This window comes from Pseudomonas sp. BF-R-19 (assembly GCF_019956445.1).
Taxonomy (GTDB): domain Bacteria; phylum Pseudomonadota; class Gammaproteobacteria; order Pseudomonadales; family Pseudomonadaceae; genus Aquipseudomonas; species Aquipseudomonas fluorescens_BH.
Window position 1 is genome coordinate 126,364 of record NZ_JAHBDN010000059.1, and the last position, 15,066, is coordinate 141,429.

At 60.3% G+C, this 15,066-nt stretch carries 18 protein-coding genes; 3 read left to right on the forward strand and 15 right to left on the reverse strand.

From position 1 onward, the window contains the following. The first annotated feature begins 175 nt into the window (after nt 1-175). From KGB28_RS16725 to KGB28_RS16735, 3 genes are all read left to right on the forward strand, one after another. A complete protein-coding gene (locus KGB28_RS16725) occupies nt 176-1,381 on the forward strand; it encodes an MFS transporter (RefSeq protein WP_150753980.1) in 1,206 nt (401 codons plus the stop codon). An 81-nt stretch (nt 1,382-1,462) separates the two neighbouring features. Then, on the forward strand, nt 1,463-1,786 hold the full coding sequence (locus KGB28_RS16730) for a hypothetical protein (protein WP_150753981.1): 324 nt from the start codon (nt 1,463-1,465) through the stop codon (nt 1,784-1,786). A gap of 19 nt (nt 1,787-1,805) precedes the next feature. Next, the gene (locus tag KGB28_RS16735; protein ID WP_150753982.1) at nt 1,806-2,186 is read left to right on the forward strand and encodes a Rho termination factor N-terminal domain-containing protein; all 381 of its coding nucleotides are present in this window, start codon (nt 1,806-1,808) and stop codon (nt 2,184-2,186) included. Nucleotides 2,187-2,267: 81 nt separating this feature from the next. Here KGB28_RS16735 and KGB28_RS16740 read toward each other — a convergent pair whose 3' ends face one another. The 15 genes from KGB28_RS16740 to rpmF all read right to left on the reverse strand — a co-directional run bounded on the left by KGB28_RS16740 (nt 2,268) and on the right by rpmF (nt 15,057). Then, a complete protein-coding gene (locus KGB28_RS16740) occupies nt 2,268-2,828 on the reverse strand; it encodes a DUF1285 domain-containing protein (protein WP_150753983.1) in 561 nt (186 codons plus the stop codon). 16 nt (nt 2,829-2,844) lie between these two features. Next, on the reverse strand, nt 2,845-3,453 hold the full coding sequence (locus KGB28_RS16745) for a DUF4823 domain-containing protein (RefSeq protein ID WP_150753984.1): 609 nt from the start codon (nt 3,451-3,453) through the stop codon (nt 2,845-2,847). Nucleotides 3,454-3,624: 171 nt separating this feature from the next. After that, the gene (locus KGB28_RS16750) at nt 3,625-4,593 is read right to left on the reverse strand and encodes a GTP 3',8-cyclase MoaA (RefSeq protein ID WP_150753985.1); all 969 of its coding nucleotides are present in this window, start codon (nt 4,591-4,593) and stop codon (nt 3,625-3,627) included. 137 nt (nt 4,594-4,730) lie between these two features. Beyond that, nucleotides 4,731-5,369, reverse strand: a complete 639-nt coding sequence (locus KGB28_RS16755; RefSeq protein ID WP_007977040.1) for a TetR/AcrR family transcriptional regulator — start codon at nt 5,367-5,369, stop codon at nt 4,731-4,733. Nucleotides 5,370-5,711: 342 nt separating this feature from the next. Next, nucleotides 5,712-6,497, reverse strand: coding sequence for a TatD family hydrolase (locus KGB28_RS16760; protein WP_150753986.1), 786 nt, complete (start codon nt 6,495-6,497; stop codon nt 5,712-5,714). A gap of 72 nt (nt 6,498-6,569) precedes the next feature. After that, entirely contained in the window at nt 6,570-7,556 is a 987-nt protein-coding gene (locus KGB28_RS16765; RefSeq protein WP_150753987.1) for a DNA polymerase III subunit delta', read from the reverse strand. Continuing rightward, nucleotides 7,549-8,181 (reverse strand): dTMP kinase, encoded by a 633-nt coding sequence (gene tmk / locus KGB28_RS16770; RefSeq protein ID WP_150753988.1) that lies wholly within the window; start codon nt 8,179-8,181, stop codon nt 7,549-7,551. Before tmk ends, KGB28_RS16765 begins: the two co-directional genes overlap by 8 nt. A gap of 19 nt (nt 8,182-8,200) precedes the next feature. Then, the gene (gene mltG / locus KGB28_RS16775) at nt 8,201-9,433 is read right to left on the reverse strand and encodes an endolytic transglycosylase MltG (protein ID WP_150753989.1); all 1,233 of its coding nucleotides are present in this window, start codon (nt 9,431-9,433) and stop codon (nt 8,201-8,203) included. A gap of 3 nt (nt 9,434-9,436) precedes the next feature. Beyond that, nucleotides 9,437-10,252: an aminodeoxychorismate lyase gene (gene pabC / locus KGB28_RS16780; RefSeq protein WP_150753990.1), complete on the reverse strand. Its 816-nt coding sequence runs from the start codon at nt 10,250-10,252 to the stop codon at nt 9,437-9,439. Beyond that, complete coding sequence (gene fabF, locus KGB28_RS16785; RefSeq protein ID WP_223446570.1) at nt 10,252-11,496, reverse strand: beta-ketoacyl-ACP synthase II; 1,245 nt, start codon at nt 11,494-11,496, stop codon at nt 10,252-10,254. Before fabF ends, pabC begins: the two co-directional genes overlap by 1 nt. 108 nt (nt 11,497-11,604) lie before the next feature. Then, nucleotides 11,605-11,841: an acyl carrier protein gene (gene acpP / locus KGB28_RS16790; protein WP_003175607.1), complete on the reverse strand. Its 237-nt coding sequence runs from the start codon at nt 11,839-11,841 to the stop codon at nt 11,605-11,607. Nucleotides 11,842-12,038: 197 nt separating this feature from the next. Next, a complete protein-coding gene (gene fabG / locus KGB28_RS16795; protein ID WP_007997043.1) occupies nt 12,039-12,779 on the reverse strand; it encodes a 3-oxoacyl-ACP reductase FabG in 741 nt (246 codons plus the stop codon). Nucleotides 12,780-12,795: 16 nt separating this feature from the next. Then, nucleotides 12,796-13,734, reverse strand: a complete 939-nt coding sequence (gene fabD / locus KGB28_RS16800) for an ACP S-malonyltransferase (protein WP_150726191.1) — start codon at nt 13,732-13,734, stop codon at nt 12,796-12,798. Between the two features lie 125 nt (nt 13,735-13,859). Next, nucleotides 13,860-14,870, reverse strand: a complete 1,011-nt coding sequence (gene plsX, locus KGB28_RS16805; RefSeq protein ID WP_150726190.1) for a phosphate acyltransferase PlsX — start codon at nt 14,868-14,870, stop codon at nt 13,860-13,862. Nucleotides 14,871-14,874: 4 nt separating this feature from the next. After that, a complete protein-coding gene (gene rpmF, locus KGB28_RS16810) occupies nt 14,875-15,057 on the reverse strand; it encodes a 50S ribosomal protein L32 (RefSeq protein WP_003179396.1) in 183 nt (60 codons plus the stop codon). Between the last annotated feature and the right edge of the window lie 9 nt (nt 15,058-15,066).

Sequence of the window (15,066 nt, forward strand, 5' to 3'; positions counted from 1 at the left end):
GCGCGGTACTTGTGGCGAGGGGCTCCCTCGCCACAAAAGCTGATCCGCCGCAAAGTGTCTGGAAGCTTTACTCCGGCCGCCACTAACCCTGGAATCGATAACCTCGGACCTAACATTTTGGCACTGCATGGTTAGATACCTGCGCGGCTCATCTAGCCGGTCAAGGAACCGCGTCATGTCTACCGCAACACCTCCAGTTTCAAGCAAGCTGTTCGGCCTGTTTTGCCTCACCAGTTACCTGTTGTCGTTGTCCTACGGTTCGACGTTTTTGCTCTCATTGCTGATTGGTTCGCGCGGCGGTAACGAACACGACGCCGGGAGTGTGATTTCGGCGGCGATGCTCAGCACCTTTGCGGCGGTGATTGTTTCCGGTCATTTGTCCGACCTGCTCGGCGCCGCTCGATCGGTGGCGCTGTTCGGTGTGTTGCTGGTGGCGGCCAGCCTGGGCTTCGCCCTGAGCCCGGGCTTCGGTCACCTGCTGCTGTTTTTCGGGCTACTGCTGGGCCTGGGCTGGGGCGTGTTCTACACCCTGGGGCCAATCATCGTTGCAAGCCTGGTAACACCCGCACAGCGCGCCAAATACTTCGCCCTGCTGTCAGGCAGCATGATGACCGGGATCGGCAGCGGCCCGTTGCTCGGCCGCGCGGCGAGTGCGCTCGGCTACCCGGTGACCGCGGCGTTTTACCTGGCGGCACTGGCCAGCCTGATCGGCGTATTGCTGTTCTGGCGCCTGGATCGACAACTGAAACCGGCGCCCGCGCAATCTGGCAGCGTGTCGCGGATCTCCTGGCGCGCAGCGGTTCAGGTGCTGTCCTCCAGGGCCGTATTCCCGATCATCATGGTTGGCCTCGGCGGTTGTGTGTTCGGTGGTCTGTCGAGCTTTCAAACCAGTTACGCAGCGGCGCACTCACTCGACTATTCGCTGTTCTTCCTCGGTTTCATGAGCGCGGCGATCAGCGGCCGCATGCTGGTTGCCGGTTTCGTGGTCAAGCGCGATCCATTCCGTGCGTCGTGCGTGCTTTCGGGGTTGATGCTGGCATCGATCGTGATGTTCGGTTTTGTCGTCGACAGCAGCTTCAGCTACGTGCTCGCGGCGGTGATGCTTGGGATCGGTTACGGCCTGACCTACTCGGTGATCAACGGCCTGGCCGCCAATGAAGCGCCGAACGGCACCACCGCACAATCCTTGCTGCTGTTCAGCCTGTCGTACTTCATCGGCGTGTTCGGCTTTCCGCTGCTGGCCGGGAAAATCATCGTCGAGCAAGGCATGCCCACGCTGTTACTCACGGTGCTGGCGGTTGCCTCGCTCAACTGGCTGATCACCCTGGGCCGGTTGATCTGGCGTAGGGCCACAGCGGTCAGGGCACTGGAGCAGGCCTGAGCCGTTCGTCGTTGACAATGCACCCATCCAGTTCGAGGGCGGACTAATCAGGTAAGGACTCTACTCGTTGGAGACACCGCCATGACCCTGTCCAGGTTGATCGCCCTCGTTCTCACTGCGCTTTTGTCCGCAGCCTCCTTCGCCGGGACCATCGGCTCGAGCACCGGCCCGACCAATCCGGTGGAAAAACCCAGGGCCCCCGCCATCCAGAGTGCCCCTGGCATGAACACCGATGGCACGACGATCGACCATAACCTCCCTCCCGCCACCGGCACCGACCCTCGGGTTCAAGGCAATGACGCGGGACGTCAGAGCGGGACGAACCTGCCGGACAAAAAAACGCCCGGCAGTGGTGGCCTCGGCTCAAGCACCACCGAGGACGAGGAAAGCAATTTGAGCCAATAATGAAGCCAGGAGAAATCCCATGCCTCGTGGAAGCAAAACCAAATACACCGCCGAGCAAAAGCGCAAGGCGCAACACATCGAAGAAAGTTACGAAAGCAAAGGCGTCTCAAAGGACGAAGCCGAGGCCCGCGCCTGGGCGACAGTCAACAAACAGTCCGGCGGCGGCGAGCGGGCCGGCGGTTCGGGACGCAAGAAACCGGACAGTGCAAAATCGGCAGATCGCAAGGAATCGGCACGTCGGGCGGTGGCCACTCGTGAGGGGCACTCACGTGGGAGCACGGCCTCCAGAGAGACCCAGACGGTCGATAGCTTGAGGAAGGAAGCCCGGGCCAAAGGCATTCCGGGAAGATCGGGGATGCGCAAGCAGGAGTTGATCGAGGCGTTGCGCAAGGCGGGTTAAAGCCAACTTTTTTGTGCTGAAGCTGATGGCCTCATCGTCGGATCGCCGCCCGGAGCAAGCCCGCTCCCACAGAGTGATGCGTCAGGGCTCAAGGCCGATGGAGAAGAACTCGCCGCCACTCCATACACCGAGCCAGCGCTGGCCGTCGATCTCGCGACTCACCGCCAGCTCCACCAATTGATAGAACACGTTGCGATGGATCAAGGCTTCAAGATTGCTGCGCACGTGCACGTAAGGGGCCGGCTCTTGCGTTACCGGGTCGATGACCACGCGCATCGGATGATCGGCGCCGGCCTCGGTGGTTTCATCGACGTTGGTGGTAAAGCGCAACACCTGCGCCTCGCCCTCGCCTTCCACATCCACCGCAATCGCCACGAACGGCGCATCGTCGACCTTGATGCCGACCTTTTCCACCGGAGTGATCAGGAAATAATCATCGCCGTCGCGGCGAATGATGGTGGAGAACAGCTTGACCATCGGCTTGCGCCCGATCGGCGTGCCCAGGTAATACCAGGTGCCGTCGCGGGCGATGCGCATGTCGATGTCGCCGCAGAAATCGGGATTCCACAGGTGCACCGGCGGCAAGCCTTTGGTCTTGGGGATTTGCCCCAGCAGGTCGTTGGCTTTTTGCGGGCCACTCATGGCGTTCTCCTTGAAATTACTGGTCGCTGAGCCCCAACAGGCTGCGCGCGTATTGTTCCAGCGGCGGGCCCATCAGGTCTTCGGGTTTTTTATCGTGGAACGTCAGTAAACCGCCACGACTCTTGATGGTTGCAGTATCAATCAAATACTGGGTGCTGGTCTCGATCAACATGATCTGAATCATACCGCTGTCGATGCCGAGACGATCCAGGGCTTCCTGGTCCAGCCACTCGTCCGAGTTGCCGATACGGTCGTCAGACTTGGCGAAGCGGGTGTAGAGCAGATAGTGCGCACCGGCGGCACGGGCGTCGCCCATGGCCTGGTCGAGGCCTTCCGGCGTACGGGCACGGCGGACCATCGGGAAGTATTCGACGAAACCATCGAACGCGACTTCGGCGATCACGTTGGGCCGCGGGTAGACGTCGCTGCCTGGCGGCATGAAAGCGCCCTGGGCAATGTAGACGAACGAGTCCGGTTGAATGCGCAGATTGTTTACGCGACGGCTGTCACTGTGGTCGAGCAACCCCGCATCGCTCATATGGTAACGAGTCCCTTCGGCCATATCGCTGACGTTCATGCAGCCACCAAGTGCCAAAACGGCCAGCAGCAAAACCAGGCTACGCATCCTATCCTCCAGAGGCCGGTGTCGGAAAACCGGCGAATGGCCGTAGGATGCAGCTTCCGCGCCAGTCCAAGTTGATCGTTGCCTGATCAAACGCAATCGCGGGCAAGCCACGCTCCCACAGGGTTTACGCAAAACCTTGTGGGAGCGTGGCTTGCCCGCGATGAGGCCGGATCAACCGCCGATAATTTTCATCACAGTCGCACCACCAGAGAACGCCACTTCCTGCTTGTCCCCCAAGGCTTTCACCAGCAGCCGCTGCAAGGCCGGCAGGGCCTGATGGCGCGGCTTGTCCAGCAGGTCGCCGATGTAATGGCGATTGCTCGACGACAGGCAGCCATGCAGCCATCCGGTGGACGACAAACGAAGGCGCGAGCAGGTACGGCAGAACGGCACACTTTCGTTGGCGATCACGCCGAAATGGCCTTGCCCCGGAATTTCATAGCGCACCGCTGTCGCATCGACAGGTGCGTCGGCTTGCAGATATTCGTAGCGCTCGCCGATCAGGCTCAGCAATTGCTGGAGGCTGACGAACTGTTGCAGAAAGGCATTGGAATCGTTGGCCAGGTGGCCCATGCGCATCAGTTCGATGAAGCGCAGTTCATAACCGCGCTCCAGGCAGTAGTCGAGCAGCGGCATCACTTGATCGAGGTTCTGTCCGCGCAGCGGCACCATGTTGACCTTGATCTTCATGCCGGCCGCACTGGCCTCGCTCATGCCATTGAGCACGGTGGCCAGGTCGCCACCCCGGGCAATGCCGCGGAACGCACTGGCGTCGAGGGTATCGAGGGAGACGTTGAGGCGCCGAATGCCGGCGTTCACCAGCAGCGGCAGTTTCTTCGCAAGCAACTGGCCATTGGTGGTCAGACTGATGTCTTCCAGGCCCATCTGCCCGACCGCCGTCATGAACGCTTCGAGTTTCGGGCTGACCAGCGGCTCGCCACCGGTAATGCGAAGACGCTCGATGCCCGCTGCTTCAATCAGATAAGCCACGCCGCGCGCCATGGCTTCGGCCGACAATTCATCCTGCGCAGCCACCAGCCGCTTGCCGTTGGGCACGCAGTAGGTACAGGCGTAATTGCAGGCTGAGGTCAGACTGATTCGCAAGTTGCGAAAACGCCTGCCTTGACGGTCAACGATCATGGTCACTCCGGCGGAAGAATATCGGGCCGCTAAAACTTGACTCAGAAATCAAGTTTTAGCAAGTCCTCTACCTGAGTATATTCCTGCGGTACTGCGCCAAGTAGCGAAATCATGGCGCAATAAGGCAACTGAATGGCTCAGCTGCCGGAAGTGTCGGTGTCACGCTTGCGCTTGTTGCCCATGCGCACGCCAATATCCATCAGGAACTGGAAGAAACCTTCCTGATCTTCCAGCACATTGCTCCAGAACGGCGAGTGATACAGCGCGACGGCACCGTGCACCAGCGCCCAGGACGCGCAGTAATGGAAGTAAGGTGGCACGTCTTCCAGCTTGCCTTCGCTGATCCGGCCCTTGATCAGCAAGGTCAGGCGTTCGAAGTTCGAGGCACGGATCTTGTGCAGCTCCTCGATCATCTCCGGCACCTGGTTGCCCTTGACCACTTTCTCTTCGAGGCGGTCGAACAGGCGATAGCGTTGTGGATCGCGCATGCGGAATTCGAAGTAGGCCCGGGACAGGGCCTCCTTGTCCTTGTCGACATCGGCCGAATGCAGCAGAGCGTTCAAATCGCGCTCGTAGTCGAGCATCAGGCGCAGATAGATTTCCGCCTTGGATTTGAAGTGCTTGTAGATCGTGCCTTTGCCGATACCGACGGCATCAGCAATCATCTCGACGGTGACACTGTCTTCACCTTGTTCGAGGAACAGCTTGAGCGCGGTATCGAGAATTTCCTGCTCGCGGCGACGGAATTCACGGACCTTACGAGGTTCTTTATGCATAAGAAAAGGTCTGTCGAGGTCAAAATTCGAAGCCGCGTATTATGCCTAACTTACGCAAAAATGCACGGATCATCCGACCATATCTGCGCTTTCTGGTCATTCCGCGCACGTTTACAGGGTGATGAGAACTCTTCCGAAGCGCACGTATTCCAAATTTGTTTAAAAACCCTGACCAGCAAACTGGACGAGGCGCAATCCTGATCAATACTTGAACTGTCGGCGGGGCATCTCCCCCAAGTGTCACGCCGATATTGGTACCAACGGACCGCGTGCCATTGTTTTACTCCTAATGGTCTTAACCCGGATTCACCCCCCAGAACCCGGGTTTTTTTTGCCTGCGATTTAACCTTTTACATGTGCCAGCGGGAACAGTCGCTTGAAATTCGCCGTGGTTTGCTCGGCAAACCGCTCGTAGGGCTCACCACGCAACATTGCCAGAAATTCCGCAACTTCACGCACGTACTGCGGCAGGTTTGGCTTGCCGCGATAGGGAATCGGCGCCAGGTACGGCGAGTCGGTTTCCACCAGCAAGCGGTCGGCCGGCACCTTGCTGGCCACATCGCGCAACGCGTCGGCATTGCGGAAAGTGACAATCCCGGACAGGGAAATGTAATAGCCCATGTCCAGCGCAGCCTTCGCCATCTCCCAGTCTTCGGTGAAGCAATGCAGCACGCCCGCCTGGGGCAGCGCTGCTTCACGCAGCAAGTCCAGGGTATCGGTGCGGGCGCCACGGGTGTGGATGATCACCGGTTTGCCGGTCTGTTGCGCCGCTTGCAGGTGCAGGCGGAACGATTCCTGCTGCAACTCTGCCGCTTCCGGCTCGTAGTGGTAATCGAGGCCGGTTTCGCCAATGGCGACCACCCGCGGATGGTTGAGCTCGTGCAACAGCCAGTCCAGCGCCGGCGCGGCACCCGGCTGCACATCCAGAGGGTGCACGCCCACCGAGCAGTCGACGTCGTCATAACGTTCGGCCAGGGCCTTGACGTCGGCCGCGTTGTCCGCGCTGACACCGATACACAGAAAGTGCCCTACCCCACGCTGCCGGGCAGCCTCCAGGGCAGCATCCAGGGAGCCGTCGTGGGCGGTCAGGTCGAGGCGATCAAGGTGACAATGGGAATCTACGAGCATAAAGGGCTGCTACTTGCATCGAATGGGTGGGACGGTCGGATGTTCTGATACTCAGAGTCTAGGCGCAGACAGTCATCGCTGGGCAGGCAACGACGCCCATTGCACCAGCAATGCCTCCAGCAACAAGGCCGGGTTGAGGTTGGCCTTGCTCAGGACTTTCTGTCGCTGGGCGAGGATCCAGTCCTGGATATCGAGGACTTTGCCCTGGGCGCTTTTCTGCGCCAGGTATTGCACGACCTTGCGCATGTCGGTCAGGCCGAGGCCGGCTTCATCCTGGGTCAACTGATAACGCAGGATCAGGCTCGACCAATCGCAGAACCAGTCGAACAGGCGCAACATCGGAATGTTTTTCCATTCTTCGGCCAATTGCGTCGGCGACTGCTGTTGCTTGAGGAGTTTCTTCACCCCCTCCACCACTTGCATGCGCTGCTCCCGCACGCCCTGGGCCTGGAGATTGACCGCCGCCAGTGGCGAACCGGCGGCCAGCGTCAGCAGTTCGACGCGCTCTTCTTCGGAACACTCCGGCAACGCCTGGGCTAGCCACTTCAAGCTCATGGCCTCACCCGGCAGCGGACAGGCCTGCTGCACGCAGCGACTCTTGATGGTTGGCAACAAACGGCTCGGCTGATGGCTGACCAGCAACAAAACGGTTTCGCCGGACGGCTCTTCAAGGCTTTTGAGCAAGGCGTTGGCGGCGTTGATGTTCATCGACTCGGCCGGTTCGATCAGCACCACTTTGCGCCCGCCCAACTGCGCGGTCTGCACCACGAAACCGACCAGGTCGCGAACCTGATCGACCTTGATCGCCTTGTCGGCCTCTTCCGGCTCCAGGATGTAGTTATCCGGGTGGCTGCCAGCCTTGAGCAGCAGGCAGGACTTGCACTCTCCGCAGGCTTGCAGCGCGTTCGGGCGCTGGCACAGCAAGCTGGCCATCAAGCGCTCGGCCAGTGCCCGCTTGCCGATTCCCGCCGGGCCATGCAGCAGGTAGGCGTGCGCATGCTGGGCGCGACCGGCCAGTTGCTGCCAGAGGTTTTCCTGCCACGGGTAGGCCTCAGCCACGGCTCAACTCCAGCAGGCGCGGCAGCAAGGCATCCAGCGATTGCTGGACCTTTGCCAACGGTTGGGCAGCATCGACCAGCACATAACGCGCCGGATCCGCCTTGGCGCGCTTGAGGAAGGCACTGCGCACGGCATCGAAAAAGGTCCGGCCTTCGAGCTCGAAGCGATCCAGACGACCACGAGCGCTGGCGCGGGCCAGGCCGACCTCGACAGGCAGATCGAAAATCAGCGTCAGGTCCGGGCGCAGTTCGCCCTGGACGAAAGTTTCCAGGGTCGCGATGCGCTCCAACGACAAGCCGCGACCGCCACCCTGGTAAGCGTATGTCGAATCAGTAAAACGATCACACAGGACCACCGCACCGCGGGCCAGCGCCGGGCGAATCACTTCGGCCAGGTGCTGGGCTCGCGCCGCGAACACCAGCAGCAACTCGGTATCCGGGTTCATGACTTCATCGACCGGGGCCAGCAGCACTTCACGGATGCGCTCGGCCAACGGCGTGCCACCCGGCTCGCGGGTCAGCACCACCTCGATGCCGGCGGCGCGCAAGCGCTCGGCCAGGTATTCGCGATTGGTGCTCTTGCCGGCGCCTTCCGGGCCTTCCAGAGTAATAAACAAGCCAGTCACAGGCAGTCCTTAGTCAGAGTCATTGCGGGCTTTTCGGTGCGTTGGCATCGAGCTCGGGCGTTTCAGGGGCTGGTGCAGGATCTTGCGCCGGCACCTGCGGCAGCGCCTCGGGAACCGTGTTCGGTGAAGCGGCCGGGATCGGTGCCAGCTCCTGCGAAGCCTTGGCCTCCTGCGTACCGTTTTGTTCAGTCTGGGTCGGCGATGTCTCTGGCGCAGCAGCGGGTGCCGGGCTGGAGCGGTAATCGGCGCGACGCTTGAGCTGGAACTCCTTCACGGCATTGTTGTGGGCATCCAGGTCGTCGGAAAACACGTGAGTGCCATCGCCACGCGCCACGAAGTAAAGACTGTTGCCCTCCACCGGATTGAGTGCCGCATGGATGGCTTCGCGACCGACCATGGAAATCGGCGTCGGCGGCAGGCCCGCATTCATGTAGGTGTTATAGGGCGTCGATTCCTTGAGGTGAGCCCGGGTCAGCTTGCCGCTGTAGCGGTCGCCGAGGCCGTAGATCACCGTCGGGTCGGTCTGCAGCAGCATGCCCATCGCCATGCGCCGCACAAACACACCGGCAATCTGCCCGCGCTCCTGTGGCACACCGGTTTCCTTTTCCACCAGCGAAGCCATGATCAGCGCCTGGTAGGGTTCGGTGTACGGCGTATCTGCAGCGCGCTTCTCCCACTCCTTGGCGAGCACTTCGTCGAGGCGGTCGTAAGCGGTTTTCAGCAGCTCGACATCGGACATGCCCCGCACGTAACGATAGGTGTCAGGGAAGAAGCGCCCTTCCGGAAAAATCCCGGTGTGGCCGAGCTTGTCCATGACCTGGCTATCGCTCAAACCGTTGAGGCTATGATCGAGCTTTTCTTCCTTGGCCAGCGCTGCGCGGACCTGACGGAAATTCCAGCCTTCGACCAGGGTCAGGCTGTACTGAACCATTTCCCCGCGTTTCCACAGGTCGATCAGGCCTTCGACGGTCATGCCAGGTTGAATGCGGTATTCCCCGCTGTGCAGGGGTTGTTTGGCGAGGTTGAAGCGCCAATACACCCGCAGCCAGAATGCGTCCTTGATGACGCCATTGGCTTCGAGTCGGTATAAGGTGCGGGTCGGCGTGGTGCCCTTGGGCACATCCAGCAATTGTTCCTGGGCAATGTTCAGCGGCTGTACCAGCGCCGAATGAATCTTCCAGGCTGAAGCACCCATCAGCAGCCCCGCCAGAACCACTCCGGTTTCCAGCAGCAGCAAGAGTTTACGTCTCACGTATCAAGCATCCAGTAGCACACGGGCAATGGTTTGGAGTTTACGGGTGAGCGGCCCAACCGGCCAGTGAAGAGCAGCATAGGCGCGCACCGGCCAGATACCATACACGCTGTTGCAGACAAAGACTTCGTCAGCCCATTGCAGCTGTTCGAGAGGGATATCGGTGACTTGCGTGGAAATTCCCAGCGACTTGGCTTGAAACAATATTTCGGCGCGCATCACGCCTGCCACGCCGCAGCGCTTGAGGTCAGCAGTGATGAGCACGCCATCACGCACCAGGAACAAGTTACTGAACACACCTTCAATCACCCGTCCGGCCTGATCGAGCATCAAGCCTTCGGCATGCTCGGTGTCCTGCCATTCGGCACGGGCGAGGACTTGTTCAAGACGATTCAGGTGCTTGAGGCCGGCCAGTAATGGCTGCCTGGACAATCGCGTGACGCAGGGAAACAGACGTACCCCCTGCTCACCGTGCGCGGCAGGGTAAGCCGCTGGTGGATTGCCTTGCAGAATGCGTCGGGCCTGGGCCGAAGGATCGGGGGCGTAACCGCGCAGACCGTCGCCACGAGTGAGAATGAGCTTGAGCACCCCGTCACCCAGTGCCGCGGCGTAGGCCAGCAACTCGCTATGGACCAACTCATGATCGGCAGTCATTGCCAAACGCGAACAGCCATCCGCCAGACGCGATAGATGCCGGTCCAGCAACAGGGGCTGCCCGTTGCGTACGGCGATGGTCTCGAACAGACCATCGCCATAAGCCAGGCCGCGATCCTTCAGCGACAAAGCGTCAGCCGGCTGACCGTCGACCCAGCTGTCCATCAGCCTGCGAACCGGCGGAACACCAGCGAGCCGTTGGTGCCGCCAAAACCGAAGGAGTTGGAAACGACCACATCGATATCCATGTTGCGCGCCGTGTGCGGCACGAAATCGAGGTCGCAGCCTTCGTCCGGCTCATCGAGGTTGATGGTCGGCGGCGCCACCTGGCCGTTGATTGCCAGCACGCTGAAGATCGCCTCGACCGCGCCCGCCGCACCCAGCAGGTGACCGGTCATGGACTTGGTGGAACTGACGGCCAGCTTGTAGGCGTGATCGCCGAACACCGACTTGATCGCATTGACTTCGGCCAGGTCGCCTGCGGGAGTCGACGTGCCGTGGGCGTTGATGTACTGCACTTGATCGCCGTTGATTTTGGCATCGCGCAGCGCATTGGTGATGCAACGCGCAGCACCTGCGCCATCGGCTGGCGGCGAGGTCATGTGGTAGGCATCGCCACTGGTACCGAAGCCGATCAGCTCGGCATAGATGGTCGCGCCACGCGCCTTGGCGTGCTCGAGCTCTTCCAGCACCAGCGCACCGGCACCATTGGACAATACAAAGCCATCGCGGCCCTTGTCCCATGGACGGCTGGCGCGGGTCGGCTCGTCGTTGCGGGTCGACAGCGCGCGGGAGGCACCGAAGCCGCCCATGCCCAGACCGCAGGCCGCCATCTCGGCGCCGCCGGCAATCATCACGTCGGCTTCGTCGTACATGATGTTGCGGGCCGCCATGCCAATGCAGTGGGTACCGGTGGTACAGGCCGTGGCGATGGCGTAGTTGGGTCCCTGTGCACCGAGGTGGATGGACAGAAAACCGGAAATCATATTGATGATCGAGCCTGGCACGAAGAACGGGGAAATCCGTCGCGGGCCGGTCTCGTGCAGCGTGCGGGCGGTTTCTTCGATATTGGTCAGACCGCCAATACCCGAGCCCATGGCCACGCCGATACGCTCACGGTTGGCGTCAGTGACTTCCAGACCGGAATTGCGTACCGCCTGAAAACCTGCGGCCAGACCGTATTGAATGAACAGGTCGAGCTTGCGGGCTTCCTTGACCGACAGGTATTCCTCGACATTGAAGTCCTTTACCGAGCCGCCAAAACGGGTGGAATAGGCAGAAAGGTCGGCGTGTTCGATCAGACCAATGCCACTGCGGCCAGCCAGAATGCCCTGCCAGCTGCTCGGCACATCCGTGCCCAGTGGCGACAACATACCCATACCGGTGACTACGACGCGTCTACGCGACACAGCACTCTCCTTTTTCAAATGACGACTTTGCATCAGGCCTAAAGAAAAAACCGCACGCCGTGATGGCAGTGCGGTTTTTCCATGACAGCGAGCAACGATTACAAACTATTACGCCTGGTGGCTAGTAACGTAGTCGATTGCAGCTTGTACAGTAGTGATCTTCTCGGCTTCTTCGTCAGGGATTTCGGTCTCGAATTCCTCTTCCAGAGCCATCACCAGCTCAACGGTGTCAAGGGAGTCGGCACCCAGGTCTTCAACGAAGGAAGCAGTGTTGACCACTTCTTCTTCTTTAACGCCCAGTTGCTCAGCAACGATTTTCTTGACGCGCTCTTCGATGGTGCTCATACCTTGTTTTCACTCCTAATGGACAAATTCAGGCAGCTGGCCAGTGGGTAAGTGTATAGAAAGACTTTTCAGCTTTTCAACTGAAAGCTTCACTCCTCGAACCCGGTGACCCACTGCCTATAAAATAGATTGCAGCTTTATAACGGATTTTAGACAGCTCGTATGACATTTTTTTGAAGCAATCCGTCACATTTGAATTACATGTACATCCCGCCGTTCACCGGGATTGTAGCTCCGGTAACGTAAGCCGCACCGTCCGACGCAAGAAAAGCGACCACGGACGCGATCTCTTGAGCCTGCCCCAGACGACCCAGCGGAATCTGCGTCTGCAAGGCTTCACGCTGCGCCTCGGGCAGTTCACGGGTCATATCGGTATCGATGAACCCTGGGGCCACCGAGTTTACCGTAATCGAACGCGAACCGACTTCACGCGCCAGTGCACGGCTGAAACCTTCCAGGCCGGCCTTGGCGGCAGCGTAGTTTACTTGGCCTGCGTTGCCCATGGCACCCACAACCGAACCAATACTGATAATTCGGCCCCAACGGGCCTTGGTCATGCCACGCAAAACGCCCTTGGACAGGCGGAACAGACTGTTCAGATTGGTATCGACAACGTCATGCCACTCGTCGTCTTTCATGCGCATCATCAGGTTATCGCGGGTGATACCGGCATTGTTGACCAGGATCGCCGGCGCACCGAACTGCTCCTGAATGCTCGCCAGGACCGCAGCCACGGACTCGTCGCTGGTGACGTTGAGCTCAAGACCGGTGCCTTGGATGCCGTTTTCTTTCAGGGTGGCGGCAATGCGCTCAGCACCCGACGCGGAGGTCGCGGTACCCACGACGATGGCGCCCTGACGACCCAGTTCCAGGGCGATAGCCTGGCCGATGCCACGACTTGCACCAGTGACCAGTGCAACTTTACCTTGCAGACTCATGCAAGCTTCTCCTGATTCAGGCCAACGCTGCACGGGCGGCAGCGAAAGCGTCTGGGGTATTGAGGTTGGATGTCGACACGCCTTCGGCGCAGCGCTTGTTCAGACCGGCCAGCACTTTGCCCGGACCGCATTCGACCAGTTGGGTCGCGCCCCTGGTGGCCAGCACCTGGACCGATTCAACCCAGCGCACTGGCTTGTAAAGCTGCTCAAGCAGATCGCGCTTGAGGGTTTCCAGATCGGCAGGCACGTCAGCACTGACGTTCTGCACCACAGGAATTTGCGGGACCTGCCAGTCGATCGCGGCGATCGACTCGGCGAAACGCTCGGCCGCCGGACGCATTAGCTCGCAGTGCGACGGCACGCTGACCGGCAACGGCATGGCGCGCTTGGCACCACGCGCCTTGCAGCCTTCGATGGCGCGCTCGACGGCAGCCTTGGCACCGGCGATGACCACCTGGCCCGGCGAGTTGAAATTGACCGCACTGACCACTTCGCCTTGCGCCGCTTCGGCACAGGCTGCCAGTACGTCGGCATCGTCCAGACCGAGGATGGCGGCCATACCGCCCTGCCCGGCCGGAACGGCTTCCTGCATCAACTGGCCACGACGCTCGACGAGCTTCACCGCATCGCCCAGGCTCAGACTGCCTGCCGCGACCAGCGCGCTGTATTCACCCAGGCTGTGCCCGGCAACATAAGCCGGACGCGCGCCACCTTCCGCCAGCCACAGACGCCACAAGGCGATAGAGGCGGTCAGAATGGCCGGTTGGGTTTTATCGGTTTGATTGAGTTGCTCTTCCGGCCCTTGCTGGGTCAGTGCCCACAGGTCGTAACCCAGTGCATCGGAAGCTTCTTTGAATGTTTCAAGGACAACCGGATGTTGTGCGCCCAACTCGGCGAGCATGCCGAGGGACTGCGAGCCCTGTCCGGGAAAGACGAATGCGAGGGAAGCAGACATGTAACAAGCCCCTAATGATCTTGTCGTCGGAGAGTTGGCGCCCCGCTTTGGGGACGCAAGAAACTGACAGTTGGATGGCCCATCGAACCAAGCGGTCACATTTAAGCATTGTCCGACGAAAACGCCTAAAGCAACAAATCCTCCAGACGACCGTGCAGGCGCTCGGGGAGATTCTCCTGAATCTCGATCAAGGCGCGCGCAATGGCACTCTGAAACCCCTGAACCCCGGCAGAACCATGGCTTTTCACCACAATCCCCTGCAGGCCGAGAAAGCTCGCGCCGTTGTGCCGGGCAGGCGCCAGTTCAGCCTGCAGACGCTTCATCAACGGCAGCGCCAGCGCACCGACCACGCGAGAGGCCACGTTCTTCCTGAACAACGCCTCGATGCGCCCGGCAATCATGGTCGCCAGACCTTCGCTGGATTTGAGCAGGATGTTGCCGACAAAACCGTCGCACACCACCACATCCGCTTCGCCACGGTACAAACCGTCGCCCTCGATAAAGCCGATGTAATTGATGCCCCGGGCGCCTTGCAACAACGTCGCTGCCAGCTTGACCTGCTGATTGCCCTTGATGTCTTCGGTGCCGATGTTCAGCAAGGCTACCCGTGGGCGCACTATGCCCAGGGTTTCCGCCGCAACCGAGCCCATGACCGCAAACTGCAACAGATGCTCGGCACTGCAATCGACGTTGGCGCCCAGGTCGAGCAATTGGCAGTAACCCTTTTGTGTCGGAATCGCCGCGACCATGGCCGGACGGTCAATGCCCGGCAGGGTCTTGAGCACGAACCGCGACAACGCCATCAGCGCCCCGGTGTTGCCGGCACTGACGCAGGCCTGGACCTTGCCGTCACGCAACAACTCAAGCGCCACGCGCATCGACGAGTCAGGTTTGCCGCGCAAGGCCTGGGCGGGTTTTTCGTCCATGGTGATGACTTCGCTCGCCGGGGCAATCGACAGGCGCGCGCGATCCACAGCCGAATGGCCAGCGATCAATTCTTCAAGAAGGGAGGGTTGACCGACGAGGGTCAGGTGCAGCGAGGGTGTAGCAGACAGGCAAGCAAGGCTGGCCTGGACAATGCTGCGGGGACCGAAGTCCCCGCCCATTGCGTCAATCGCGATGACTTGAGCGGACAAGTGATTACTCGTCAGCGCCCTTGTCGATCACTTTACGGCCACGGTATACGCCTTCTGGCGATACGTGGTGACGCAGGTGAACTTCACCGGTGGTTTTTTCTACAGACAGGGTGCTAGCCTCGAGAGCGTCGTGCGAACGGCGCATGTCACGGGCAGAGCGGGATTTTTTGTTCTGCTGAACAGCCATAATTGATTA